20 protein-coding genes and 2 pseudogenes are annotated in these 24,129 nt (G+C 74.0%); 7 read left to right on the top strand and 15 right to left on the bottom strand.

The window, feature by feature from the left end; genetic code table 11:
* Positions 1 to 71 precede the first annotated feature (71 nt).
* A complete protein-coding gene (locus FRANEAN1_RS00685) occupies positions 72 to 872 on the top strand; it encodes a TetR/AcrR family transcriptional regulator (RefSeq protein WP_012157587.1) in 801 nt (266 codons plus the stop codon).
* Positions 873 to 906: 34 nt separating this feature from the next.
* On the opposite strand, the gene FRANEAN1_RS00690 is transcribed toward FRANEAN1_RS00685, so the two are convergent.
* Complete coding sequence (locus tag FRANEAN1_RS00690) at positions 907 to 2,703, bottom strand: protein kinase (RefSeq protein WP_198145573.1); 1,797 nt, start codon at positions 2,701 to 2,703, stop codon at positions 907 to 909.
* A gap of 289 nt (positions 2,704 to 2,992) precedes the next feature.
* Here FRANEAN1_RS00690 and FRANEAN1_RS41940 point away from each other — a divergent pair, with 289 nt between their 5' ends.
* A complete protein-coding gene (locus FRANEAN1_RS41940; protein WP_198145440.1) occupies positions 2,993 to 3,157 on the top strand; it encodes a hypothetical protein in 165 nt (54 codons plus the stop codon).
* A 16-nt stretch (positions 3,158 to 3,173) separates the two neighbouring features.
* Here the strand turns inward: FRANEAN1_RS41940 and FRANEAN1_RS00695 are convergent, their stop codons facing one another.
* Entirely contained in the window at positions 3,174 to 3,572 is a 399-nt protein-coding gene (locus tag FRANEAN1_RS00695) for a cold-shock protein (protein ID WP_012157590.1), read from the bottom strand.
* A 393-nt stretch (positions 3,573 to 3,965) separates the two neighbouring features.
* Between FRANEAN1_RS00695 and FRANEAN1_RS00700 the strand changes: the two genes are divergently transcribed.
* Positions 3,966 to 4,154, top strand: coding sequence for a hypothetical protein (locus FRANEAN1_RS00700; protein ID WP_041253514.1), 189 nt, complete (start codon positions 3,966 to 3,968; stop codon positions 4,152 to 4,154).
* 22 nt (positions 4,155 to 4,176) lie between these two features.
* On the opposite strand, the gene larE is transcribed toward FRANEAN1_RS00700, so the two are convergent.
* Entirely contained in the window at positions 4,177 to 5,637 is a 1,461-nt protein-coding gene (gene larE, locus FRANEAN1_RS00705) for an ATP-dependent sacrificial sulfur transferase LarE (protein ID WP_012157591.1), read from the bottom strand.
* A gap of 58 nt (positions 5,638 to 5,695) precedes the next feature.
* Here larE and purS point away from each other — a divergent pair, with 58 nt between their 5' ends.
* Positions 5,696 to 5,959: a phosphoribosylformylglycinamidine synthase subunit PurS gene (gene purS, locus FRANEAN1_RS00710; protein WP_012157592.1), complete on the top strand. Its 264-nt coding sequence runs from the start codon at positions 5,696 to 5,698 to the stop codon at positions 5,957 to 5,959.
* A 50-nt stretch (positions 5,960 to 6,009) separates the two neighbouring features.
* On the opposite strand, the gene FRANEAN1_RS00715 is transcribed toward purS, so the two are convergent.
* The 5 genes and pseudogenes from FRANEAN1_RS00715 to FRANEAN1_RS00730 form a co-directional block, all read right to left on the bottom strand.
* The gene (locus tag FRANEAN1_RS00715; RefSeq protein WP_012157593.1) at positions 6,010 to 6,360 is read right to left on the bottom strand and encodes a rhodanese-like domain-containing protein; all 351 of its coding nucleotides are present in this window, start codon (positions 6,358 to 6,360) and stop codon (positions 6,010 to 6,012) included.
* 49 nt (positions 6,361 to 6,409) lie between these two features.
* Positions 6,410 to 6,589: pseudogene (locus tag FRANEAN1_RS37960) on the bottom strand (zinc finger domain-containing protein); the annotation flags it as partial.
* A gap of 28 nt (positions 6,590 to 6,617) precedes the next feature.
* Positions 6,618 to 7,499, bottom strand: coding sequence for a 1,4-dihydroxy-6-naphthoate synthase (locus FRANEAN1_RS00720; protein ID WP_012157595.1), 882 nt, complete (start codon positions 7,497 to 7,499; stop codon positions 6,618 to 6,620).
* Positions 7,500 to 7,537: 38 nt separating this feature from the next.
* Positions 7,538 to 8,479 (bottom strand): futalosine hydrolase, encoded by a 942-nt coding sequence (gene mqnB, locus FRANEAN1_RS00725; protein WP_012157596.1) that lies wholly within the window; start codon positions 8,477 to 8,479, stop codon positions 7,538 to 7,540.
* Between the two features lie 243 nt (positions 8,480 to 8,722).
* Positions 8,723 to 10,564, bottom strand: a complete 1,842-nt coding sequence (locus FRANEAN1_RS00730; RefSeq protein ID WP_049795555.1) for an MFS transporter — start codon at positions 10,562 to 10,564, stop codon at positions 8,723 to 8,725.
* A 358-nt stretch (positions 10,565 to 10,922) separates the two neighbouring features.
* Here FRANEAN1_RS00730 and FRANEAN1_RS00735 point away from each other — a divergent pair, with 358 nt between their 5' ends.
* The gene (locus tag FRANEAN1_RS00735; protein WP_347176928.1) at positions 10,923 to 11,837 is read left to right on the top strand and encodes a DUF3027 domain-containing protein; all 915 of its coding nucleotides are present in this window, start codon (positions 10,923 to 10,925) and stop codon (positions 11,835 to 11,837) included.
* Positions 11,838 to 12,012: 175 nt separating this feature from the next.
* Here FRANEAN1_RS00735 and purL read toward each other — a convergent pair whose 3' ends face one another.
* The 6 genes and pseudogenes from purL to FRANEAN1_RS00765 form a co-directional block, all read right to left on the bottom strand.
* Positions 12,013 to 14,322 carry a phosphoribosylformylglycinamidine synthase subunit PurL gene (gene purL / locus FRANEAN1_RS00740; RefSeq protein ID WP_012157599.1) on the bottom strand — a complete coding sequence of 770 codons (2,310 nt, stop codon included), beginning with the start codon at positions 14,320 to 14,322 and terminating at the stop codon, positions 12,013 to 12,015.
* Positions 14,323 to 14,473: 151 nt separating this feature from the next.
* Entirely contained in the window at positions 14,474 to 15,364 is an 891-nt protein-coding gene (locus FRANEAN1_RS00745; RefSeq protein WP_347177295.1) for an ABC transporter substrate-binding protein, read from the bottom strand.
* Positions 15,365 to 15,669: 305 nt separating this feature from the next.
* A pseudogene (locus FRANEAN1_RS40255) lies at positions 15,670 to 15,834 on the bottom strand (ABC transporter permease subunit); the annotation flags it as partial.
* 103 nt (positions 15,835 to 15,937) lie between these two features.
* The gene (purQ, locus tag FRANEAN1_RS00755; RefSeq protein WP_012157602.1) at positions 15,938 to 16,657 is read right to left on the bottom strand and encodes a phosphoribosylformylglycinamidine synthase subunit PurQ; all 720 of its coding nucleotides are present in this window, start codon (positions 16,655 to 16,657) and stop codon (positions 15,938 to 15,940) included.
* A gap of 133 nt (positions 16,658 to 16,790) precedes the next feature.
* Positions 16,791 to 17,495: an ATP-binding protein gene (locus FRANEAN1_RS00760; protein ID WP_012157603.1), complete on the bottom strand. Its 705-nt coding sequence runs from the start codon at positions 17,493 to 17,495 to the stop codon at positions 16,791 to 16,793.
* A 99-nt stretch (positions 17,496 to 17,594) separates the two neighbouring features.
* On the bottom strand, positions 17,595 to 18,554 hold the full coding sequence (locus FRANEAN1_RS00765) for an FAD-dependent oxidoreductase (RefSeq protein ID WP_012157604.1): 960 nt from the start codon (positions 18,552 to 18,554) through the stop codon (positions 17,595 to 17,597).
* A 621-nt stretch (positions 18,555 to 19,175) separates the two neighbouring features.
* On the opposite strand from FRANEAN1_RS00765, the gene FRANEAN1_RS00770 reads away from it, so the two are divergent.
* Both FRANEAN1_RS00770 and FRANEAN1_RS00775 read left to right on the top strand, forming a co-directional pair.
* A complete protein-coding gene (locus FRANEAN1_RS00770; protein WP_063748330.1) occupies positions 19,176 to 20,201 on the top strand; it encodes a DUF5926 family protein in 1,026 nt (341 codons plus the stop codon).
* Between the two features lie 7 nt (positions 20,202 to 20,208).
* Positions 20,209 to 21,387 carry a geranylgeranyl reductase family protein gene (locus tag FRANEAN1_RS00775; RefSeq protein ID WP_012157606.1) on the top strand — a complete coding sequence of 393 codons (1,179 nt, stop codon included), beginning with the start codon at positions 20,209 to 20,211 and terminating at the stop codon, positions 21,385 to 21,387.
* 121 nt (positions 21,388 to 21,508) lie between these two features.
* Here the strand turns inward: FRANEAN1_RS00775 and FRANEAN1_RS00780 are convergent, their stop codons facing one another.
* Positions 21,509 to 23,878: an AAA family ATPase gene (locus FRANEAN1_RS00780; RefSeq protein WP_041253522.1), complete on the bottom strand. Its 2,370-nt coding sequence runs from the start codon at positions 23,876 to 23,878 to the stop codon at positions 21,509 to 21,511.
* Between the last annotated feature and the right edge of the window lie 251 nt (positions 23,879 to 24,129).

Genomic DNA, 24,129 nt, shown 5'->3' on the forward strand with positions numbered 1-24,129 from the left:
CGTCCGGGTTCCGTCCGTCTACGGCCGTTTGCGTCCGTGACGGCCACCGTAGCCTGCGCCGATGCGGATCCGTGCCCGGTCCCGTCAGCTGGGCTCCGGGAAACGGCCGGATGGGCCGGCCGCGTGCCGAGCCGGTGTTCTCGCGCCGGGCCGGTGCGGAGACCGCGCCCGCCCGGCACCTGAGCTCGATCCCGGTGCCGCCCGGGCCGGCGCGGGCGAGGCCGGTCTCCCGGCCGCCCGGCTCGCCGCGGCCGCTGCGCTGCGACGCCGAGCGCAACCGTGAGCGGGTGCTCGTCGCCGCCCGTGAGCTGTTCGTCGAGCAGGGCCTCGACGTCGGCGTCGACGAGATCGTGAAGCGGGCCGGGGTCGGGATGGGCACGCTGTACCGGCGGTTCCCGAACAAGGACGCGCTCATCGAGGCGATCCTCGGCACGGTCGTCGATCATCTGCGCTCGATCGCCGAGGACGTGCTGGCCACCGAGCCACCGACGGTGGCGCTGCGGTCGTTCTTCGTCCGGTCGATCACGACCGAGGTCTGCCAGTGGGCCTTCCTGTCGAGCCGGCTTTGGCGCGGGCGGACCAACGAGCTGCTGTTCGCCGATGTGGTCCCGCTGATCGGAGAGATGTTCACCCAGGCGCAGCAGGCCGGGGCGGTGCGGCCGGACGTCGTGCTCTCCGACCTGATCGTGCTGGTCCGGTCGATGCGGGTCGTGCTGGACCTGACCGACGGTTTCGCACCCGAGGTCTGGCGGCGCCACCTCGACCTCCTGCTTGACGGCCTGCGGCCCTGCTCCGGCAACGCCGTCCTCGACGTCGGGCCGATGCCGTTCGACGCGCTCGCGATCTCGGCGGCGGCCAGGCCGCTCGTCTGACGCCCCCGGGGGTCGTCGCAGCTGGCCCGGGTCGTTACGGCTGGATCGTGACGCCCGGGCTTTCCGGCCGCTCGTGCAGCTCGAGCTCCTCGGCCTCCGCGTCCACGGGGATGTCGAAGACGAAGGTGCCCGTGACCGTGGCGCCGGGCGAGATCGTGTCCCAGATCCCGTCGTTGATCCAGTAGCGGGCCAGGAAGTCGGCGGCATGGCGGCCGCCGTCCGAGGTGTGCAGGTACTGGTTGGAGTTGCTCAGAACACGCTCGGCCGTTCCCACATTGGTGATCTTCATGTCCACCAGGCAGAACTGGCCGCTCGGGCGGCGGGCCAGGAACCCGTCGCCGACGTGGTCGGCGCCACAGCTGATCTTGCTCGCGGTGAACTCGAGCTGGTCGTCGCGGACGGGTGTGTTCAGGCCCCCGCTGCGCGGAGTCGTCGGCTGCTGGGACGCCGCGGGCCGGTCGCCGGCTCCCGAGACTGCTCCCGGATCGTCCGAGCCGCCGGCGACCGAGCTGATCAGCCAGGCGGCCAGGACGACTGCGAGCGCGGCAGCGCCGAACAGGAGCACGCGGTGCCACGTGGAGCGAGGCTGGCTGGTCCCAGAGGGGACGGGCGGGTACGGGCCCTGACCGGGCGGGCGCGGCCCCTGCACCGGCGGGTTTGGCCCGTGCGTGGGTGGGTGCGGTGCCGCGCCAGCACCGGCGGGGCGGAAGCCGGAGGGCCCGAATCCCGCGGGGCCGCCGCCGGGAGCCGGCCCGCGTGCCGCTCCGGGGGCCCCGGAGAAGGCCGGCGCGCCCGCCGGCGCCGGAACAGCGACACCGGACGGCCCCGCCCCGCCACCGTGACCTGGGGGGCCGCCGTGGCTGGCCGGGGCCCGCTCACCGGACGTCCCCGGGGCGACCCGGGTCGGCGCGAGGCCGGGCAGGGTCGTGCCCCTGGTGAGGTTCAGCAGTTCCTCGGCCTGGCCGACGGCGCTGGCGCTCGGCCGCCCGGTGCCGTCGTCCCGGCCGTCGCCGGATCGGGTGGGCGGCAGCGAGATCAGGCTCAGCAGCAGGTCGCGGGCGTTCGGGCGGTCGTCGGGGTTCTTGGCGAGGGCGGCCGCGACCAGCGCCTTCAGATCGTGCGGCAGGCCGTCCAGGGCCGGGCGGGAGCCGACGATGCGGGTGCTGAGCTCCAGGTCCGTCCCGGTGCCGAACGGGTGGTGGCCGGTGCCCGCGTAGGCGACCAGGATGCCCCAGGTGAACACGTCGGCCTCCGGGCCGATGGCCTGGCCGTTCACCTGCTCGGGGGCCATCCAGCCGGCGGACCCGAAGCCCCACGCGGTGGGTTTCGCCTTGGCGCCCTCGAGCGCCTGCGCGATGCCGAAGTCGATCACCCGGGGGCCGGACATCGACAGCAGCACGTTGCTCGGCTTGAGATCACGGTGGACGAGACCGGAGCCGTGGATCGCGGTCAGCGCGGTGGCCACGCCGACGGCGAGCCCGGTCAGCGTGGAGCCGCTGATCGGGCCGTTCTCCACCGCGTGGTCGAGCCGGACGCCGTCGATGAACTCGGTCACCAGGTAGGGGGCGGCGGCGTCGGGGTCGGCGTCCAGCACCTCGGCGGTGCAGAACGGCGCGACCCGGCGGGCGGCGTCGACCTCCTGCCGGAACCGCCGCCGGAATTCCTCGTCGGCGGCCAGGTCCGGCCGGACGACCTTCACCGCGACCCGGCGGCCGGCGGACTCGGCGAGGTACACCGTGCCCATCCCGCCCGCGCCCAGGCGGCGCAGCAGGCGGTACGGGCCGATCGCCCGGGGTTCGTGCGGGTGCAGGACCTCACCGGGTGGTGCCATGCCACCCGGCTGCCCGCGCGCCGCCGGAGCGACGCGTTCCCCGTTGTGATCCACGATGATGTTCCACCTTCGGTGCCCGGGGTCGCGGCTCTACGCCTGTTCGCAGTCTGCACCAACGCGGCGACGGCTCCGCGCGTGCCGAAGCTATGGCCGGATTCTCCGGCCACGGCGCGGAACGCCCGGCGGGTCGGTGTCGTCGGTGTCAGAGTCGTCGATACCAGAGCGGGCGGCGCTGCGGTGCACCCCGGACCAGTCCGCATCGCGACACCCCCGGACGGGAGCACCGCTGATGACCGAGACCGCCGGGCCGTGGCTGGCCTGCCCCTGGTGCGGTGGGCAGGTGCCGCTGGCGCACCTGGTGCCCTCGGACGAGGAGCCCGGCGCCGTGGTCGCGGTCTGCGCGGGCTGCGGACGCCGGGTGACGATCATCCCGCCGGACGACCCCCGGGCCTGACCGGGGGTCGCGCCTGTCAGCGCTCGAGCTCGTTGGCGACCGCGTGGACGACCTTGGCCACCTTCTGGGCCGCCCTGCGGTCGGGGTAGCGCCCGCGGCGCAGGTCGCGTTGGACGTCGTCGAGGACCTTGATCATGTCTTCGACCATGCTGTGGAGCTCGTCGGGGCTGCGCCGTGAGGCGTTCGCGGCGGCCTTGGCAACGGACGGAGGAGCACTCAGAATGCGCAGCGAGAGCGCCTGATCGCCCTTCCGGCCGGCGGCAATGCCGAACTCGACCCGATCGCCGGGCTTGAGGCGATCCACACCGGACGGCAGAGCGGCCTTGTGGACGAAGACGTCGGCGTCGCCGTCATCACGGCTGAGAAAACCGAAACCCCTGTCGACGTCGAACCACTTGACTTTGCCGGTGGGCACGGGCGACCTCGTTCTGCGTTGCGGATCGGCGGATTGACACGCGGTGACGGATTCCCAGGTTATCCGGCGCCCGCCTCATGTGTAGCCCCTTCGCGGACGATGACACCGCGTGGCCGGGGCCCGACATCGTCCCCGGATGACCACGCCGATGTTCGTCCGACACCGGACAGTTCGTGGCTGGCTGCGGAATATGGAGCGTCTGTCCGGTAAGGCGAGTTCTTCCGGCGCCCAAGGACGTTACAGAAGACGCATCCGGGGCAGGACCGCCGTGCGCGTGACGCGGAACGGTCGCGCTGCAGGACACAAGTGCACACGGCGCGCACCAGCGGACGCACCAGCGGGAGCACACAACGCGCAACCAGAAAGAATCGATCGTTCGGAGGAGTGAGCTCCATGTCGAAGCCCGACCGTGATCTCGACTTCCGCGACGCGGACGCTTTCGCCGAGGCCGAGGACAGCCGTCGCCGCGACGAGAACGCGCACGCCGACGGCCTCTCGGCGACGCCGAGTGAGGCCGCCGCCTACCGCGAGCACGTCGAGCGGGGCGTCCGGCAGCAGGGCGAGGGCGCCCCGACCTTCTGAGGCGCTGATCCCGATCCGGGTGTCAGGCCGGCTCGGTCTGGCGCCCGGGGGCGGGAAGGAGCTCGTTCATCGAGCCGGACCGGAAGCCCCGGGGATCGACCTCCGCGCGGGCGAAACCGGACTCGACGACCACCGAGACCAGATCAGGACGGGCCACCAGTCCGGCCACGTGGTCGGCATCCACCTCGATCCGGGCGACGTCCCCGAGATCGCGCACCCGCAGGTCGCGGATGTGCAGGCCGGCCGCTGCCGTGGCCACCCGCAGCGCCGTCTCGGCACGCTCCACCCGGGCGAGCCGGGCCGGGCTGACCCGCACCCCGTAGGCGATCCGGCTCGCCAGGCAGGCCGCCGCCGGCTTGTCCCAGGTCGGCAGCCCCCAGGTGCGGGAGGCGGCGCGCACCTGGGCCTTGGTCAGACCGGCGTCCAGCAGCGGCGTGCGCGCGCCCCGGCTGGCCGCCGCGCCGATGCCGGGCCGGAACCCCGCACGGGCGTCGTCGGCGTTGGTGCCGGTGACCACGTGCGCCAGGCCCAGCTCGGCGGCGAGCGGCGCGAGTGTGTCGACGAGCTCGGACTTGCAGAAGTAGCAACGGTTGGAGCTGTTGGCGCGGTAGCCCTCGTGGCTCATCTCGTCGGTCGCCGGGAACAGGTGGCGCACCCCGAGGCCAGTGGCGAAGCGGCGGGCCGCGTCGAGTTCGGCCGCGGGCAGGGACGCCGACACGGCCGTGGCCGCGACCACGGCATCGGGGCCGAGTTCCCGCGCGGCGGCGGCCAGCAGGAAGGCGGAGTCCGCGCCGCCCGAGAAGGCGACCAGCACCGATCCGAGCTCACCCAGCCGTGCGCTGAGCGTGTCCAGGCGCCGGCGGAGCACCTCGTCCGCCAGCCAGGCCGGGAAGGCCGCCAGGTCGGGCAGGACGACGTCCGCCCCGGCCGCGGTCAGGTCGTCCGGCGGGCAGGGGCCGGTGGGCACCGCGACGGAGGCCGCTCCGCCCGCGCGCGCGCCGTGGACGTCCCCGACGTGGTCGCCGACGAAGACGTCCACGCCGTGCTCCTCGATCGCCGCGCCCTTGGTCTCGGCGAACAGCCAGCCCGCGACGTGGTCCGCTGTGATTCCGATGTGCTCCAGGCTGGCCCGGGCCAGCGGCTCGCTCTTCGCGGTCACGACCACGACCCGCCCACCGGCGCTGCGGACCGCCTCGACGGCCTCGGCGGCGTGCGGCATCGCGACGGAGACGGGCACCGCGTGCACCGCGTAGAGCTCGCGATAGCGGGCGGCCCGCCGGGCCACCTCGTCCGCCGGGAACCAGCGGGCGATCTCGTCCTCGAGCGGGGGGCCGAGACGGCGCACGGCGGCCTCGCCGTCGATCGTGACGCCGGTCTCGGCGGCCAGCTCGGCGAAGGTGGCGACGATCCCGCGGCGGGCGTCCAGCAGGGTCATGTCCAGGTCGAAACCGACGACCAGGGTGGATGTTCTCCAGGGGGACACCCGGCGAGCCTAACCAGCCAGGCGGACGGGCCGCTGAAAGCCGGTAAGGTCCGCGGGTGTGACCAGGGTTGTGGTGGATGTGATGCTCAAGCCGGAGATCCTCGACCCGCAGGGCCAGGCGGTGCTCACGGCGCTGCCGCGCCTCGGCGTGGCCGGGATCAGCGGTGTTCGCCAGGGCAAGCGTTTCGAGCTGGACCTGGACGGCGAGGCCGACGCCGAGGCGCTGGCGCGCATCGAGCACCTCGCGTCGACGCTGCTGGCGAACCCGGTGATCGAGGACTATGTCGTCCGGGTGGAACCAGCGCGGGTGGAAGCCGACTAGGCGGAGCCGCGCCGCCGCGGGGAGCCGCGGCGGCGGCGGTCAGAGCACGGTCAGAGCACGGTGGGGGCGAGCGGGGTCTCGCTGATCATGGGGCGGCCGGCGGCCTGCCAGCCGATCATCCCGTCCACGAGGTTGCGGGCCTGCCAGCCCTCACGGGCCAGGTGCGCGGTGACGGCGGCCGACCGGCTGCCGGAGCGGCACACCACGACGATCTCCCGCTCCCGGGGGACCTCGCTGATGCGGGCCAGGAAGTCGCCCATCGGGATGTGGACCGCGCCGTCGATGTGACCGGCGGCCCACTCGTCGGGCTCGCGTACGTCGACGAGCAGCGGGCCACCCTCGGCGGGCAGGTGGACGGGAAGCTCCGTCACGTTCACGGTCGGTATCTGCTGGGGACTCACAGTGCCATCCTGCCACCCGCCGCGGCGCTGGGCGGATGCGGCGTGGCGCTCACTTGAGCAACCTTGACATCCGCCGGTCGGCCAGAACCCGCCCGCCGGTCTGGCAGGTGGGGCAGTACTACAGCGAGCGATCGGCGAACGACACCTCCCGGACGGTGTCCCCGCAGCGCGGGCAGGGTAGCCCGGCCTGGCCGTGCACGTTCAGCCCGAGCTTCTTCTCCGCCTTGAGGTCGCCGGCGGGCCCGGCGCGGCTCTGGCTATGCGCCGGTGGCCAGGGCGGTGGCGGTCAGGGCGCCGGCGGGCAGCTCCGGGACGAGGCCGGCGGCGGCGGCGCGCCCGAGCAGCTCCTGGACGGCGGCGAGCCCCTCGTCGCCCAGGTCGAGGGTGAAGTCGTTGACGTAGAGCTCGATGTGGGCGTTCGCGACCTCGGGGGCCATCTCCTGCGCGTGCTCGATCACGAAGGTCGCGCTGGCGGCCCGGTCGGCAAAGGCCGCGGCCACGCTGGCCCGCACGGCGGCCGACAGCGCAGCGGTGTCGAGCCCGCGGCGGGCCACGATGGCACCGAGCGGAATCGGGAGCCCCGTCCGGCCCTCCCACCAGTCACCGAGGTCCGCCACCGCGGTCAGTCCGTAGGACGGGTAGGTGAACCGCGACTCGTGGATGACCAGCCCGGCGTCGTACTGGCCGTCCCGGACGGCAGGCATGATCCGGTCGAACGGCACGACGTTGATCGAGCCGATGCCGAGCTGCTCGGCCCACAGGCGGAACAGCAGGTAGGCGGTGGTGCGGGTGCCCGGGATGGCGACCGAGGCGTCGCGCAGATCCGTCCGCCCGGCGGTCAGGACGAGCGGTCCGCACCCGCGGCCGAGCGCGCCGCCGGCGGTGAGCAGCGAGTAGCGGTCGAGCAGCCACGGCAGGGCCGCGTAGGAGACCTTGACCAGGTCGTCCCGGCCGTCGGCGGCGCGGGCGTTCAGCACGTCGATGTCGGCGAAGGTCGTCGACACCGCCGGGGCACCCGGGACCAACCCGTGGATGAGCGCGTGGAAGGCGAAGGTGTCGTTCGGGCACGGTGAGATGGCGAGCGTCAGCTGGTCCGGCGCCGGCGCTCCGCCCTCGCTTCCGATCGGCGGTGTACTCATGCGCGACCTCCTGGTCCGTTGCCTCCCGAGGGCCCGGGCTAGCCCGTCGGCCCCGACTCCTTCTCCGCGCGGGGGGCGGGTACCAGGCCCTCCGGGTGTGCCACGAGCGCCGCCGCCGCGGTGCGCAGGCTGCCCAGCGCGGCCTGCGTGTTCCACGCCGCGCGGTCTCGCCGGCCGACCGGGTTGCTGACCGCGCGGATCTCCGTCACCGGAACACCGAACGCGCCCGCGGCAATCCCGACGGCGTACCCCTCCATCGCCTCGGCGACCGGGTCCAGCCGTGCTGTGAGCGCCGCGGCCCGCCGCTCCGTCCCGGTCACGGTCGACACAGTGAGGACGGTGCCACTCACGATTCTGCGCCCGGTGATGTCGAGAACGGTCGTCAGCCGCCGGACGAGGTCGGCGTCGGGCTGCAGGGTCGACGAGCCGAGGCCCAGGTCGTCCATGGTCAGGAACGCGCCCGCCGCCACCGGGCCCGGCGGCGGGCCGGGCTGGTACGGGGGTGCCCCGGCGGGGTGGAAGCCCAGGTTGCGGTCCATCTCGTTGATCCGGACCGGGGCTGCCGGCTCGGCCGGCTCGTCGAGTCCGGACTCGGCGCCGAGGTCCGCGGCGACCATCCGATCGGCGATCACCAGGTCGCCGACCTCAGCCCAGCCGCGGAAACCGCCCGCGATCCCCATCGAGATGACCAGCCCGAACGGCTCGCCGGCCGCGCTCGCGACCGCCAGGGCGACGGCCGTCCCGGCCGCGGACGCCGGACCAGCCGGGCCGGCGGCGAGAACGGTCACCGGACCGCGCCGGCGCCCGACATAGGGCCCGAGGGTCGAGGTGGTCAGCAACTGCCGGTCCCAGTCGGGCGAGACCAGGCCGCCGGGCCCGGACGGAGTGCGCGAGCGACCGCGCGACCAACTCCCCATCAGACCGGCGCACACCGCGTCCGCCTCGGCGTTCACCGCGGTGACGATGAGGGTGCGGGTCATGACCTGCTCAAGATCATGGTTTGGACGTGTCCTCGTCTTCCGTCGCGCCGTTGGGGTGCCGGTCTGCGACCAGGCCACCGTGCCGGACGGCGCAGTGACGGCACGGTCCCTGTGATGTGGTGCAAACCGGACTTAGTTGACGGACCCTAGCACCGCGATCGACCCTCCGTGGTTCCGCGCACCCGCTGTGATCTGGCGCTTACGATTATCTCCGGGCGCGGCGGGCGGCCTGCCCTGCGGGAGCTATCGTGGCCGGTCGCGGCGCCAGCGACCGCGGCGGGCGGAGCCGTTCGGAGGGTCGGGATCCTCCAGCGTCCGCGGCACCGCGGGGGTGGGCTGCTGGTAGGCATGGTGCAGCTGCGGTGCCGGGCCGTACGCGCCGCCCGGGCCCTCTGCCGCCGCCGGCCCGGGGACGGGCGGGTGCCCCAGCGGGTTCGTAGCGTCGGGATCGCCGCCGGCTCGCTGCCCGCCGCCGGCGGGCCCCCGCCAACTGACCGGGACGTCGGCCCGCGGATCGGGGGCATACCAGCCGTTCATGGAACCCGTGGGCACTGCACCCGCACCCGCGGGGCTGACCGGTGGGGGACCGACCGCGGTGGGGTCGGTCGCTGTGGGATCGGCGACAGCGCGGTCGGTTGTCGCATAGCCGGTTGTCGCGTAGCCGGCCGGCGCGGGAACGGTGTCGGCGACGGGCGCGGACGGCTGCGCCGGTGCCTGCGGGCCCGGCCACGGCGGCTTGGCGCCGGTGGTCTCCCGGGCCGTGGGCCGGTGGCGCTCGCGGGCCTGGCGGCGGGCCTCCCGCAGCGCCCGGGACTGCAGGACGAGGGCCAGCCCGACCGCCGCCGCGGCGAGCGCGAAGCCGAGCGTGCCCGGCATCTCGATCAGCCCGAACGCGCCGCCGGTCACCCAGCCGAGCTGCAGCGCCGTTTCGGAGCGGGCGAAGGCCGAGCCCCGGGTGTCCTCGACGATGTCGCGCTGGATTATGGCGTCCAGCGCCAGCTTGGCCATCGAGCCCGCCGTCATCGCCAGCAGGGCCGCGACCAGCGAGGTGAACCGGGTGTACGTCACCGCGGCGACGAGGCATCCGCTCGCCGCCAGCAGCAGGCCCAGCATGAGAATTCCCTCGGGACGCCGGCGCCCGAGCCGCCCGCCGATGAGGACGCCGATTCCGCTGCCGAATCCCGCCGTCGCCGCGAGGGCGCCGAGCCACAGGTTGTTGCCGCCGTTCGTCCGCAGCAGGAATGCCAGGTAAAAGGTGAGGAAGCCCACCAGTCCGCGCAGGACCAGCGTCGCCCGCAACGCGACGGGCAGCGCGCCGAGCGCCGCGGCGAACCGGGTGCGCAGGTTGCCCCGCCGGCGCGGGCCGGTGAGCTCGCGCAGCGTCCGCTCACCGGCCGCGGAGTCGACGTGGCCGGGCAGGTTGAAGGCCAGCAGCACCCCGGCCATGTAGATCAGCGCGCACACCCGCAGAACCCACGGGTAGCCGACGAACGGGATGTTGGCCAGCCCGAGGCCGAGCGGGGCGACGACCGCGCCGGCGACGATGTTGACCAGGGAGATCCGGGAGTTGACCTTGACCAGGGTCATCTCGGGTGGCGTGACTCGCGGCACGACGGCGCTGCGGGCGACGCCGAACGCCCGCGACAGGACGAGCAGCCCGAGGGCGAGCGGGTAGACCGCGAGCCCGTCCAGGGCGCCGGCCAGCTGCCAGGCCAGCAGGCACCGCCCAAGGCAGATGGCCGCGAGCGCGGTGCGCCGCCCGTAGGCCACTCTGTCCAGCAGCGGCCCCACGACCGGTGCGAGCAGGGCGAACGGCACCATCGTGATCAGTAGGTAAAGTGCCACCTTGGACCGGGCCTCGCCGGTCGGCACCGCGAAGAACAGCGAGCCGGCCAGCGCCACCGTGACGAGCGCGTCGCCCGCCGCGTTGACGAAAGACAACTCGGTCAGCGAGGACAGCCCGGACTGTTGCGCGCCGTCGCGGCGAATGGTCGCACGCAGGCGGCTGAGTCCTTCGGTGAGCGTGCTTCCCGGCTTCACTCTGCCGAGTGTCCTCGCCAGTACCGCTCGAGACCACGACCACATCGGGCGGGGCGACCGTCGTTGGGTGAGAATACGTGCCGTGGAAGCACTAGAAGTTCGTTCCGAGTCGGCTGGGGCCCGTGGGTCCCGGGGTTCGTCGGATGGTGCCGGCGTTCCCCCCGCTGGCACTGCGACGGATCACAGTGAGGCCACGGCGCCGTCCCCCGCGGACGAGAAGCCACGCCGGCCCGTGCGCCGGTCGTCGCGCCGCACGCGGGCGGCAGCGGCCGAGCCCACCCCCCCGACGCCACCTGACGCGTCAGCCTCCGCCACCGACGCATTGGGTGACCCGCCCGCCGGTGGGCCGGCTGATGCGTCCGTCGGCGTTCCGGCTGGTGCGGTGTCGGGGCACGAAAGTGCGGTGCCCGGGACATCCGAGCCCGAAACCCCCGAGCCGGCGGCGCGGGCGCGGATCGCACGGACGGGACGTCTGCTGCGGGAGCCCGTCCTCGACGCGGTGTGCGCCGGCGCGGTGGACCTCGCCCGTGCCGCGGCCGAGGAGGAGGCCGGTTCGCCCGCAGAGGTCGGCAGGCACCTCGGTGTCGAGGCCGAGGCGGAGCGGCTCGTCCTGCACCGGTTCGAGTGCCTCTCCCGCGCCTACGTCGGCTGGACCTGGACCGTCGTCGTCGCGCGTGCGTCGCGCATCCGGAAGGCGACCGTCAACGACGTCATACTGACGCCGGGCGAGGGCGCGGTGCTCGCCCCAGCCTGGGTGCCCTGGTCCGAGCGCCTGCGGCCGGGTGACGTCGGCGTGGGCGACCTGCTCCCGACGGCCGTGGACGACCCCCGGCTGGCGCTGCGGGCGAGTGACGCGGAGGAGATCGACGACCCCGAGGCCTGGATGGGGCTCGGGATCGGCCGCCCCCGGATGTTGTCGACCTTCGGCCGGGAGGAAGCCGCCGAGCGCTGGTACGGCGGTGACTCCGGGCCGGACGCGTCCATCGCCAAGGTCGCGCCGGCGGCCTGCCTGACCTGCGGCTTCCATGTCCGGCTCGTCGGTGCGCTCGGCCGCCTGTTCGGGGTGTGCGCGAACGAGCTCGCCCCGGATGACGGCCGGGTCACAGCCGTCGACCACGGCTGCGGAGCCCATTCGGAGGCGCTGGTCGCGCCCTCGGCGCGTCCGGAGCCGGTCCCCTTCGACGAGGACCCCTCCGACCTGACTCCGACCGACATCGAGCTGGTCGGGGTGGCCACGCACTCCCCGGGCTCAGTCCCGGACCAGCCCCCCGGCACCGCCGACGCCGACGCCGGCCCGGAGCCCTACGGCCACTCCTGATCTGGTCGGACACCTGTCGGGCCGGGCGAAATGATGTGTGGCGATTGTTGTTGGTTGCCCGGAAGGGGCTTGTGGGCGCGTTTCTGGTTGTTTTGTAAGGCTCAATTCAATTGTTTGAACTGGACATCGACCGCGCCGCGTCCGGGCCCGCACCGACCGGCGTTCGGGCCGCGCCTCAGGCTCCGCGGCCGAACAGGCGGGGCAGCGTGCCCTCGTGGGCCGCCCGCAGCTCGTCCAGCGGTATGGCGAACTCGCCGGCGACGTTCAGGCTTCCGCCTTCGCCGTCGGTCACGACGCCGATCTGCCGGCATGGCAAGCCCCGGTCCGCGCACAGCCGCGCGAAACGGTCCTGCTCGGCGGCGGGGACGGCGACGACCGCCCGTCCGGCCGATTCGCTGAACAGCTCGACGAACGCGTCCGCCCCGGCGGGCAGCTCGATCCGTGCCCCGTGCCCGCCCCGCAGGCAGGACTCGACCAGCGCCTGGGCGAGCCCGCCCTCGGAGAGGTCGTGGGCCGCGGTGAGCAGCCCTTCGCGGGAGCCCCCGACGAGGATCTCGCCGAGCAGCTTCTCCCGTTCCAGGTCGACGGCCGGCGGCGTCCCGCCGAGATGGCCGTGGGTCGCCCAGGCCCACTCGGAGCCGCCGAACTCGTCCCGGGTGTCGCCCAGCAGGAGCAGCGCGTCGCCCTCGTCCGTGAAGCCGATGGGGGTGCGGCGAGTGACGTCGTCGAACAGGCCGAGCACGCCGACGACCGGCGTCGGATGGATCGGCGCCGAGCCGGTCTGGTTGTAGAAGGACACGTTCCCGCCGGTGACCGGCAGGCCGAGCCGCCGGCAGGCGTCGGCGAGCCCGGCGCAGGCCTGGGCGAACTGCCACATGACCTCCGGGTCCTCGGGGGAGCCGAAGTTCAGGCAGTTGGTCACCGCGATCGGCTCGGCGCCGGCCGCGGTGACGTTGCGGCACGCCTCGGCCAGGGCGAGCTGCGCCCCGGCGAACGGGTCCAGCCGGGCGTAGCGGCCGTTGCCGTCGGTGGCCAGCGCGATGCCGAGCCCGGAGGCCGACAGCCGCAGGACGCCGGCGTCCTCGGGCTGGGCCAGCACCGTGTTGGCCTGCACGTACCGGTCGTACTGCTCGGTCACCCAGGCCCGCGAGCACAGGTTCGGAGAGGCGATCATCCGCAGCAGGGTCGCACGCAGCGCGTCGCCGGTACGCGGCCGTTCCAGGGCGGACGGCGCGTCCGCCCGCAGCAGGTCGAGGTCGGCCGGGCGGCGCAGCGGGCGCTCGTAGACCGGCCCGTCGTCGGCGAGCGAGCCCGGCGGGACGTCCACGACGACCTCGCCGTGCCAGCGGACGACGAGACGGCCGCTGTCGGTCACCGTGCCGATGTTGGTGGCGATCACGCCCCACCGCTCGGCGAGCGCCAGCACCTCGGGCAGCGCGTCCGGGGTGACGATGGCCAGCATCCGCTCCTGGGACTCGCTGGCCAGGACCTCGTGCGCGGCCATCGACGCCTCGCGCAGCGGTACGAGGTCGAGGTCGACCTCCATGCCGCCGGGCTGGCCGGTGGCGATGCCGGCGGCGGTCGTCTCGGTGAGCGCGCAGGTCAGGCCGGCGCCGCCGAGGTCCTGGATGCCGGTGACCAGGCCGCGGTCGAACAGCTCCAGGCAGCACTCGATGAGGATCTTCTCAGTGAACGGGTCCCCGACCTGCACGGACGGCCGCCGGGCCGGGCCGCCGCCCTCGTCGAAGGTGGCCGAGGCGAGCACTGAGACGCCGCCGATGCCGTCCCGGCCGGTTTTCGCGCCGAGCAGCACCACGGCGTTGCCGACCCCGGTGGCGGCGGATGTCTGCACCCGCCCGACCGGCATCACGCCGACGCACAGCGCGTTGACCAGCGGGTTCCCGCCGTACACCGGGTCGAAGACGACCTCGCCGCCGATGGTGGGCAGGCCCAGGCAGTTGCCATAGCCGCCGATCCCGGCGACCACGCCGGGCAGCACCCGGGCGGTGTCGGGGGCGTCGGCGGCGCCGAAGCGCAGCGGGTCGAGGATCCCGATCGGCCGGGCCCCCATGGTCAGGATGTCGCGGACGATGCCGCCGACACCGGTCGCCGCGCCCTGGTACGGCTCGACGAAGCTCGGGTGGTTGTGCGACTCGACCTTGAAGGTGACGGCCAGGCCCTCGCCGACGTCCACCACGCCGGCGTTCTCACCCATGCCGACCAGGAGCCGGTCTGTGGCCGGAGTGTCCCGGAACTGGCGCAGGTGCACCTTGGACGACTTGTACGAGCAGTGCTCGCTCCACATCACCGAGTACATGGCCAGCTCGGCGTCGGTGGGGACCCGGCCGAGGGTGGCGACGATCCGTTCGTACTCGTCGTCGGTCAGGCCCAGCTCGCGGTAGGGCTGGCGGTCGACGGTGCCCTCGCCCGGGCCGTCGGCCTGGTCGTCGGGGCTGGTCGTGGGGGCGGAAGGCGTTCCGGTCACGCCCCCATCCTGGCGGATGCGCGCCGGTCGGGTGGCGGCGACGCCGCGGGCGCCACCCCTGGCCCACCACAGAGCCCACCGAAGGGACGGCGGCTCGTCCCGCCGATGCCCGGCTGGGCGCGCGGCTGGTCGGCCGCTGGTCGGTGACCGGTCAGCTGTCCAGCAGGCCCTTCTCGGCCAGGAAGTCGTGCGCGACCTCCTCGGACTTCTCCCGCTCCGCGTCCACCCTCTTGTTCAGCTCGGCCAGGTCCGCCGTCGTGAGCACCGGCGCCAGCGCGTTCAGTGCCGAGGTGATCTCCGGGGCGAGCGAGTCGGTGTTCACGATCGGCACCAGATTGTCGGCGTTCTGGAGCTTCTTGTCGTCGGTCAGCACGACCAGGTTGTAGCCGTTGACGGTGGCGTCGGTGGTGAGCACCAGGCCGAGCTGCGCGGTGTTGTCCCGTACCGCGGCCTTGGTCTGGGCGGTCGCCACACCGGTTTCGACGATCTCGGAGATCTTGATCCCGTAGGTCTTCTCCAACCCGGGCTGGCAGAACGGGCGGGTCGCGCACTCGGCGCCCGCAGCGAGCTTCACCGTCAGGCCACTGGCACCCAGGTCGGTCAGGGTCGTCAGGTGGTGCTCCGCGGCAAAGGACCTGCTCACCGCGAAGGCATTCTGGTCGACCGCGTCGGCCGGCTCGAGCACGCTCAGGCCCAGCCCCTTCGCGAGGCGGCGCAGTCCGGCCAGCGACGCGTTCAGGTCCGACGACGAGACCGAGGTGGCTCCGGAGCCGTTGACCTGGGAGTTCAGCAGGTCGGCGTAGGTCGCCACATACTGCGGCATGGCGTCGATCTGCCCGCTCTCCAGGGAGGACTGGGCGATCTCGGTGCTCTGCACCGAGGTCCGCTCGACCTTGTAGCCGGCGTTGGTGAGCAGTTCGCCGTACATGTCGGCGAGGATCTTGCTCTCGGTGAAACCGGCGTCGGCGACGGTGAGCGAACCAAGGCTGGCGCCGCCGGAGCCGTCGCCGCAGGCCGCAGTGGTCAGCGCGAGAGCTAGCATGGCCGCCGCCGCGGCGCCCACCCGGCGCCGGCCGGCACGGCGCGGGCACGGGCGGATCCGTCGGGTGCGCCGGGTGCGCCGGTGCACGGCCTGCCCAGCCTCTGCCGCCACCGACGTTGGTTCGCTCACGTTCGCCGACCCCATCCCTCGTCCTGTCGCCGTTGTCGTTGGCGTGCGGCCCGGCCCCGCCCCGGGTCACCCTGCCGTGCGACCAGTTGCCAGTGCAACCCAGACCGGCCGTTGTCACCAGGACGACCGCAACTCGGGGAACCCCGGCCGACGGCGACCTGTCGGACGTCCGCGTGGGCCAGGCCGTCCACCACGAACCGGCCGAGGCCGCCGCCGCCGATCAGCGTGGCGATGGTCGCCGTCCCGACGACCTGCACCGCCGCCAGCCGCAGCCCGATTATGATCATCGGCGCGGCCAGCGGGAGCTCGACGTCGCGCAGGATCTGCCAGCCGGACACGCCGGTCGGCGTGCTCACCCCGTCCACCCTGCACGCCGCCCTGCGGCGTTCGCTGACCGCCGATCAGGAGAACGGTTGAGTCGGGCCGCCAGCCGGGGCCGGCGGGCTAGGCGGCGGGGCGGAGCAGCGCGCCGAGTACCGAGGTGAACATCCGCAGGCCGTCTGTGCCCGGACCGGTGAGCTCCTCGACGGCGTGCTCCGGATGTGGCATCAGGCCGACCACCCGCCGGTTCTCGCTGCACACTCCGGCGATGTCGTCCACCGAGCCGTTCGGGTTGCCACCCACGTAGCGGACGACCACCCTGTCCTGCGCGGCGAGCTGGGCCAGGGTCGCGGCGTCGGCGACGTAGCGGCCCTCGCCGTGCTTGACCGGGACGACGATCTCCTCGCCGGGGGAGTAGGCGCTGGTCCAGGCGGTGCTGGTGGTCGCGACCCGCAGCCGCTGGTCACGGCACACGAAGTGCAACCCCGCGTTGCGGGTCAGCGCGCCCGGCAGCAGCCCGGCCTCGCACAGCACCTGGAACCCGTTGCAGATCCCCAGGACGGGCAGGCCCGCGCGGGCCGCCTCGACGACGGCGCCGACGACCGGCGAGAACCGGGCGATCGCCCCGGCCCGCAGATAGTCGCCGTAGGAGAAGCCGCCGGGGAAGACGACCGCGTCCACCCCGGACAGCTCGTCGTCGCCGTGCCAGAGCGGCACCGGCTCGGCGCCGGCGAGGCGCACGGCCGCCGCGGCGTCCCGGTCGTCCAACGAACCCGGGAAGGTCACCACGCCGACTCGCGGGGCGCGTGCCGCGCCGCCGCCGCCGGCAGCTGCTCCCACCATCTGCCCACCACCGTCCTCGACCCGCCCGCCAGGCAGCCGCGGTGACGCACCGCGATGATCTGCCGTGGCGCGCGCCTGGTGCCGCGTGATCCGCGCTGCGGCCGGGGTCTCAACCTACCGGCAGCGTGCCTCCTCAGGCGCCGTCCGGGGCGGGGTCGCGGGGCTGGCCCGACCAGGGCCCACGGCTCGAGCGCACCTGGCCGAGCTGGGCGCCGGGGGCGCTCTCATCCCAGGTAAGCAATTTCTCAAGATGCACCCGGGTGCCCGGGTGTGGTCCGTCCACGGTATGGAACTGCACGTGATCCATGAGCGCGCGCATCAGGAAGATCCCACGGCCCTGTTCCGGGACGGCGTCGGTGGGCACCTGTTCGAGCCACTGCTGGTCGGAATACGGCTGGTCGGGATTCGACTGGTCCTGCCGCGGCTGGCCGGGATTGGTGCGCGCTACCCAGGCACCGGTGCGCGAAACCGCCCCGTCCGGGTTCGCGTCGCCGGGATTCGCCTCATCCGGGTCGACGCCGTTGTGAAACGCGACGTCGGCGTCCTCCCGGACAGGGATTCCGCTGCTGTCGAAGGCCGCCAGGGCGTCGAAGCCCCCGCCGTGGTCGACGACCTCGATCGCCGCGACCTGGTTGTCCACGCCGACCGACACCTCGTACTCGTCGTCCGCCGTGGCGTGGAGGAGCACGTTCGCGCACGCTTCGGTCAATGCAAGCTCAACGTCGTCGATGCATTCTTGTGAAACGCCGAGAACCTTCAGTGCCTGTGTGCAAATACGGCGGACGATCGGAATGGAGATCTCATCACGGGGGAGCGACAGACTGAGTTTGATCTCCATGTCGCTCGGTGTACCCCGCCTACCGGACATCAATCGGAGGCATTCCGCCGGCGCGGCCCGGCCGGGCGTTCACGCGGGATCATCCGACCGCCTCGACGATCACCCGACGGCCTCGGCGATCGCCCGGGCGAGCTCGGTGCCCGACCGCCAGGCGGACTCGACCCGGGGCTCGCCCCAGCCGTCGCCGGCCAGCCCCACCCGAGCCTGGCCGAGGAAGTAGGTCCGCTCCCGTGGTTGCTCGGGGCGAGCGAACGTCCAGCGTTGGACGTATGTCCAGACCGGGTCGGTGGGGATGCCGAGGAGCCGGCGGAGGGCCGCGGTGAGGTCGCCGGCGGCCGCTCGCGGGTCCGTCAGCCGGCCGGCGGCGAACTCCGCGGTGGAGTGCGCCACCAGAACGGGCGCGTTGTCGCCGCGCCGGCGGCCGTCATCGGCGATCCAGACGACGGTCGGGTCGCCGTGGACGAAGGCGCCGTCCAGCGGGGGCCACCCTCGGGCCTCCCAACCCGCGAGCAGGGCGAGCGCCGGGGACCACCGCCGTCCGATGAGCTCCGTGCGCTCCGTGTCGAGATCGGGGTCGAGGTGGCGCAGGGCCTGTGGATCGGGCATCGCCAGGACGACGGCGTCCACCGGTTCGCCGTCCACCACAGGCCCCGGGCGCACCATGCCGATCGGGGACGACTGCGAGACCCGCAGGCCGCCGCGGGTGGCGAGATCGGCGACCAGCGAGCGGATGCCGTGCGGGGCGGCGTACCGCAGTGGGCCCGGCACCGGCTCGGACAGCGTCGCCGACGGGCCGTCGATCACCGGGAAGCGGTGCGTCCAGGGGCGGACGAGACCACGGATGAGCCAATCGTCGACGACCTCGAGGAACTCGGGGCTGCGCGCGGTGAAGTACGACGCCCCGGCGTCGACGATCCGGCCGTCGATCCAGCGCGAGGCCATCCGGCCGCCGATCACCCGGCCGCGGTCGCGCACCTCGACACTGATGCCCCGCGCCCGCAGCTCGCGCGCGCACGCGACACCCGCGATCCCGCCACCTGCAACGATGACCTTCGCCACCCGTCAACCGCCCTGTGTGGTTCGCCTGTGTGCCTCATGTGGACGCTGGTCGTCCGGTCCGGCGATCCGCGTTGGAGGGTCTGTGTCTCCATCGTGCCCTCACTGGGCCGGCCGAGACCTCGCGGCCACCTCCACGCATGCTGATCGAAGGGAAAACTCTCAGGTCGGAGAGGGTCAACTCGGAGGAGCAGGGGTTGAACCCCCACTTCTGTCACCTAAAGTAATCGGGTGGATACCTGGGCGGACGCCGTCCGGGGCGGAACGTCAGCGCAGCGGGCCTACCTGCGCGAATGCGTCGGCACGCACACGGAATGTCGGCGGTGACGGCCGCTGGGTGGGCGTCGCGCGCGCCGGCGGCGCATGTCGAACGTGACACCGGCCGTGCATGCCCTAGCCTTACCGCACGAATGACCGTCGGCGATCCTCGCCGCCGGCCGCGCCGGCGCCCGAGCCGACACACGCACCAGGCGCAAGCACCAGGTACAGGCAAACGCACCGACTTACGCACCGACTTACGCACCGACTTACGCACCGACTTACGCACCGACTTACGCACCGACATCGTCATCGACCCGCCCCGCACGGCGCTCGGCGCCTCGGGCCCGACCCCGGAGGCTCGCGATCGCCCGCCGAACGACACCCAGCCGTCCCGGATCCGCCACCGCCACCGCTCTCGCTGACGTGCCGGCGGTCGGCCCCCGCCAGCCTTGCCCGTGCGGCTCCGGCCGCCGGTACAAGGCCTGCCATGGGGAGCGCCGCCGGGCGGCCCCGGTGCTGCGCCCGTTCGCGGGCCGCGCGGACGAGCCGGACCTGGTCGCGCTGCGCGAGTTCGTCCCCAGCGCGACCGCGCCCCTGACCCTGTCGGCGGAGCACCTGACCGCCCATCCCGGCCACGCGGACCGGCGGATCATCCTGGGCACGCTGCTGCCGCAGGCCGCGCCCGCGGTGGTCCGTGACGACGGCGAGATCCTGTTGGCGATGCAGACCCTCGTCGGCGGTCTCGACGCCTCGGCGGACGTCGCCGGCGCGCTGATCGCCGCGCTCGAGGCGAAGCCCGGCACGGTGGTGGACGGCGGGCCGGCGTCCGCGCCGCAGGCGGTGGAGCGGCTGCCCGGGGGCCTGGCGGACCTGCCCCGCCTCGCCGACCTGCTCGACCCGGCGCCGCTCGAGATCACCGTGCATCCCGGGTTCACCTGGTGGGTGCCGTCGTCGGAGGACGCCGAGCCGAGCGCCGACGTCGTGGCGACCCTGGACCGCGCGAACGCGACGGTCGTGCCGACGACCCGGTTGACCTCCGTCCCGGCCGCCTACTGGTGCAGCCCCGGCGACCGGCTGCACCTGCGCTGGGTGCTGCCGCTCGACGCCGACCGGACGGAGGAGGCCCTCCTCGACGCCCTCGCCCGTCTCGCTGCCGCCGGCAGCCTCAGCGTCGGCGAGGGCTCGCGGTTCGTCGGGTCGTTCCGCGCCGACGGTCTTGTGGTCCCGGTGTGGGATCTCGCGCCGGGCGCCGACGCCGACTCCTGCGAGAAGCCCGCGGCCCAGCTGTGGACGGCGCTGCGCGAGACCCTCGACGATCAGCGGGAACTGACTGCGCAGGAGCGGCGGGTCCGCGCCGGCGTGGTCGGGCGCACGCTCACCCTCCGATAGGACGGCCGTGCCACCGGAGCCACCATCGCCGGTCTTTGACGTGGTCGTGCTGGGCGCCGGGCCGGCCGGCACGAGCGCGGCGCGCGCGGCCGCCGAGGCAGGCGCCCGGGTATGCGTGCTCGAGCGGATGGCCGTGCCGCGCTACAAGACCTGCGGCGGCGGCCTGGTCGGCCTGTCCGTCGACCACGCCGGGATCGATCTCGCTCCACTCGTCCGGTCGCGGGTGGACGTGCTCACGATGACCCTCGACGGCCGGTACCCGGTCACCCGGTGCCGCAAGGACGGCCGTCCGCTGCTGTCGATGGTGATGCGCTCGGAGCTGGACGCGGCGCTGCTCGACTCGGCGAAGGCGGCCGGCGCGGAGGTCCGCACCGGTGTGCACGTGACCGGGCTGCGCGAGGAGGGCACGGCCGAGCCCGGGCGTGGCGAGGTGGCCGTCCAGGTGCGGTCCGGGCCGGCGGTGCGGGCGCGGGTGGTGGTCGGCGCCGACGGCACCTCGGGCCGGGCCGGCACGCACGTCGGCGTCACCTGCGACCAGGTGGACGTCGGCCTCGAGGGCGAGTTCGAGGTGCCCGCCCCGGTGGCCGGCGAGTGGTCCGGCCGGATGCTGCTCGACTGGGGCCCGGTGCCCGGATCGTACGGGTGGGTCTTCCCGAAGGGCGACGTGCTCACGGTCGGGGTCATCGGCGCCCGGGAGCACGGGCCCGCACTGCGCCGCTACTACGACGCGCTCGTCGAGCGGCTCGGCCTCACCGCCGCCCCCCGGCTGCACGACTCCGGCCACCTGACGCGGGTGCGGGCCGCCGGCTCACCGCTGCGGCGCGGCCGGGTGCTCCTCGCCGGCGACGCGGCGGGCCTGCTCGACCCGTGGACCAGGGAAGGGATCTCCTTCGCGCTGCGCTCCGGCCGGCTCGCGGGCATCAGCGCCGCCGCCGGCGCGGCCGGTGACCCGACGGCCCTCGACCGGTACCCGGCCCGGATCGAGGGCGTGTTCGGGCCGGAGATCGCCGCGGGCAGGTCGGTGCTGGCGGTGTTCACCCGCCGTCCGGCGCTCATGCACACGATGATGACCCGGGTACCGGGCACGTTCGGGCTGTTCGGCCGGATCATCGAGGGCCGCTCCACGATCGCCCGCCAGCTGCGCCGGCCCGGCGTGGCCGCCGCCATCGCCGCGCTGGGCCGCTGACGCCCGGCAGGGCGCCCCACACGGTGCCCGTCACGACGGCGACGGGCCTGACCGGCGGCTCTCACGGTGGCCCACCCGGCGGCGCTCCGGACGGCTCCCGGGTGGCCCGCCACCGGGCGGGTCAGCCGAAGCGCTCGGCCACCGCTCCGGCGATCTCCTCGTAGGCCCGGCGGGTCTCCCGCCGGAGCTCGTCGAGGACGATGTGCCCGCCGCTGGCGAGATGCGGGTCGAACGGCACCCGGACGACCTGGCGGGTCCGTGACGCGAAGTGGTCCTCGAGCGCGTCGACGTCCACCGTCTCACCCTGCTGGGGGAACATCGAGATCACGGTCACGGCTTCGCTGACGTGGTCGTTGTAGCCGTGCGCGTCGAGCCAGTCCAGGGTGGCGCTGGCGCTCGCGCCGCCGTCCGCGCTCGCGTTGCTCACGATCACCAGCGTGTCGGCGAGCTCCAGCACCCCGTGCATCGCGCTGTGCAGCATGCCGGTGCCGCAGTCGGTCAGCAGGATCGAGTAATGCCGCTGCAGCAGGTCGTCGACCGCCCGGTAGTCCTCGTCGGCGAAGGCGTCCGAGATCTCCGGATCGCTGGCGGAGGCGAGCACCTCCAGCCGTGACGCCGACTGCGACAGGTACCGGCGGACGTCCACGTAACGGTGCAGCTGATCGGCGTCGGCGAGCAGATCGCGGACGGTGTGCCGGGTCGTCCGCTCGACCCGGACGCCGAGCGTCCCCCGATCGGGGTTCGCGTCGATCGCCACGACCCGGTCGCCGCGCAGGCTGGCCAGGGTGGACCCGAGCGAGACCGTCGTCGTGGTCTTGCCGACGCCGCCCTTGAGGGACAGCACCGCGATGCGGTGGCAGTCGTCGAGGGGGGTGCGGATCCGGGCGAGCAGACGCCGGTAGCGGGCCTCGTCCGGGGAGGGGCCGGGATTGAGCGCGCCGGCCGACACCTGGTAGACCAGTCGCCGCCAGCCACGGGACGCGGTGTCCGGTGACGCCGGCAACAGGGCGGCGGGGGGCAGCCCCGTGCCGGACCGCGGGTCGTCGTAGCGCGGGTCACCGCGCGGCCCGTACTCGTCGGGTGGCCAGGTCTGCTCCCGCGGCCAAGACCTGTCGTGGACGTCGTCCGCGTCGACCCGGTCACCAGGCATCGGGTCATGGCGCATCTCGATGCCGTGCATCTCGGCAGCGTGCATTTCGGCACTGCGCACGTCGACGCCGCGCATTCCGGCGCTGTTGATCCCGGCGCTGTCGATCTCGGAGCCGTGGATCTCGGAGCCGTGGATCCCGGCTCCGGGCATCCCGGCACCGTAGGCCGGGCCGCTGTGGAACCCGTGGCCCCAGCCGCGGCCGGCTTGGTCCGGGGCGTCGTCGCGGTACAGCCCGGGGCCGGTGCCCGCCGGGCCGGGCGGCGAGGCCGGCGGGGCCGACTGCGGGCGCGCCGGCGGCAGCGCGGGTGGCCCCACCGGATCGCGCAACCAGGACGCGACCCGGCCGGAGGTCTGCGGGTCGGTTCGCGGGATCGGCGAGGCCCCGGTGGCGCCCGGCGGCGGGGGCGGAGCCGGGTAGAGCGTGGACGGTCGGTACTCCCCGGTCGTCTCGACCGGGGTGGGGCCGGGTCGGGAAGCGATGCCGGGGGCCGGGGGAAACCGGTCGTGGATCGGGTCGAACGTCCGGGTGGCCACGCCGTCGATCACGTGGCCCGGCCGGGGCGGCTGCTCCGCCGGGGGCGGTGGAGGAGTCGGGTCGCGGAAGGCCGGGCGGATCGACGGCCAGGTGTCGATCCCCGGCGCCGGCGGCCCGGGGAGCGACCCGAGCGGCAGTCCTCCCGTGGGGGGCGGGAGCGGCATGGCCTCGGTCGCCGGCCCGAGCGACATGGCCTCGGTGGGCGGAGGCGGGGGCCGCATGGCCTCGGTGGGCGGTGGCACGGGCGGCATGGGCGCCGCCGGGCGGTCGCCGCGGGCCTGCTGCCATGATCCGGGTCGCTCCCGGCCGTACGACGGCGCGGGAGCGGCGCCGTCCCGCCAGGGATCGACGGGCGCCGCCGTGGGCGCCGGTGGGTCGCCGGTCCAGATCTGCCGCCCGGGATCGGCGGCGGGCGGCCGGACCGGAGCCTGGTGGTGGCGCTGTGCCCTCGGCGGCGGATCGTCGAAGCCCCCCGGGCCCCCGACCTCGATGGCGTCGTCCGGCCCACCGACGGACCACCCCTGCGGCCGGACCTCACGCGAGTGGGCGCCGTACGGCGAGCCGTGCTGGCCCGCTACGCCGTGTTGACCTGCTCCGCCGTGCGGCCCGCCACCGGGCGGCGGCGAGTGGACCGCCGACACGTCGTAGGTAGAGGCCCCGTAGGAGGCGGCCGCGTCATGCCGGCGGGCGTCATGTCGGTGGGCGTCATGTCGGTGGGCGTCGTGCGGGCCGGTGACCTCGACGACGGACATGCCGTCCCGAGGCGACGGGCGGTCCCCGCCACCGATGTCGTCGGTCCTGTTCATGATCGAGTGCTCATGATCCCGCCTGAGATGAACGGCCGCCGTGCGGCGAAATCACACGGTCGACCCTGCCCCGGCACACTGTCCAGCCCGGCTCCTCCGTTCGGGCCGTCAACGACGAGAGTCAGTCCAGGATGACACGAGTCCAGGTGTTGTGACGGCACGGCCTGTCAAGGTCGCGCTCGGGAGATAGTGCCGCAACGGCATGTTGGTAGGGCCTAGCCGCCGGTAGCTGCAGTGGCGGGCCTGGTGCT

The sequence above is a fragment of the Parafrankia sp. EAN1pec genome (genome assembly GCF_000018005.1).
In the GTDB taxonomy this organism is placed as follows: domain Bacteria; phylum Actinomycetota; class Actinomycetes; order Frankiales; family Frankiaceae; genus Parafrankia; species Parafrankia soli.

Bases quoted from the DNA above. Each gene is read 5' to 3' on its own strand.
- FRANEAN1_RS00730 (WP_049795555.1), bottom strand. From the start codon at position 10,564: ATGTGGTCGTGGTCTCGAGCGGTACTGGCGAGGACACTCGGCAGAGTG.
- FRANEAN1_RS00745 (WP_347177295.1), bottom strand. From the start codon at position 15,364: ATGCTAGCTCTCGCGCTGACCACTGCGGCCTGCGGCGACGGCTCCGGC.
- purQ (WP_012157602.1), bottom strand. From the start codon at position 16,657: ATGGTGGGAGCAGCTGCCGGCGGCGGCGGCGCGGCACGCGCCCCGCGA.
- FRANEAN1_RS00780 (WP_041253522.1), bottom strand. From the start codon at position 23,878: ATGAACAGGACCGACGACATCGGTGGCGGGGACCGCCCGTCGCCTCGG.
- FRANEAN1_RS00690 (WP_198145573.1), bottom strand. From the start codon at position 2,703: ATGGCACCACCCGGTGAGGTCCTGCACCCGCACGAACCCCGGGCGATC.
- mqnB (WP_012157596.1), bottom strand. From the start codon at position 8,479: ATGACCCGCACCCTCATCGTCACCGCGGTGAACGCCGAGGCGGACGCG.
- FRANEAN1_RS00760 (WP_012157603.1), bottom strand. From the start codon at position 17,495: ATGGAGATCAAACTCAGTCTGTCGCTCCCCCGTGATGAGATCTCCATT.
- FRANEAN1_RS41940 (WP_198145440.1), top strand. From the start codon at position 2,993: ATGACCGAGACCGCCGGGCCGTGGCTGGCCTGCCCCTGGTGCGGTGGG.
- FRANEAN1_RS00700 (WP_041253514.1), top strand. From the start codon at position 3,966: ATGTCGAAGCCCGACCGTGATCTCGACTTCCGCGACGCGGACGCTTTC.
- FRANEAN1_RS00720 (WP_012157595.1), bottom strand. From the start codon at position 7,499: ATGAGTACACCGCCGATCGGAAGCGAGGGCGGAGCGCCGGCGCCGGAC.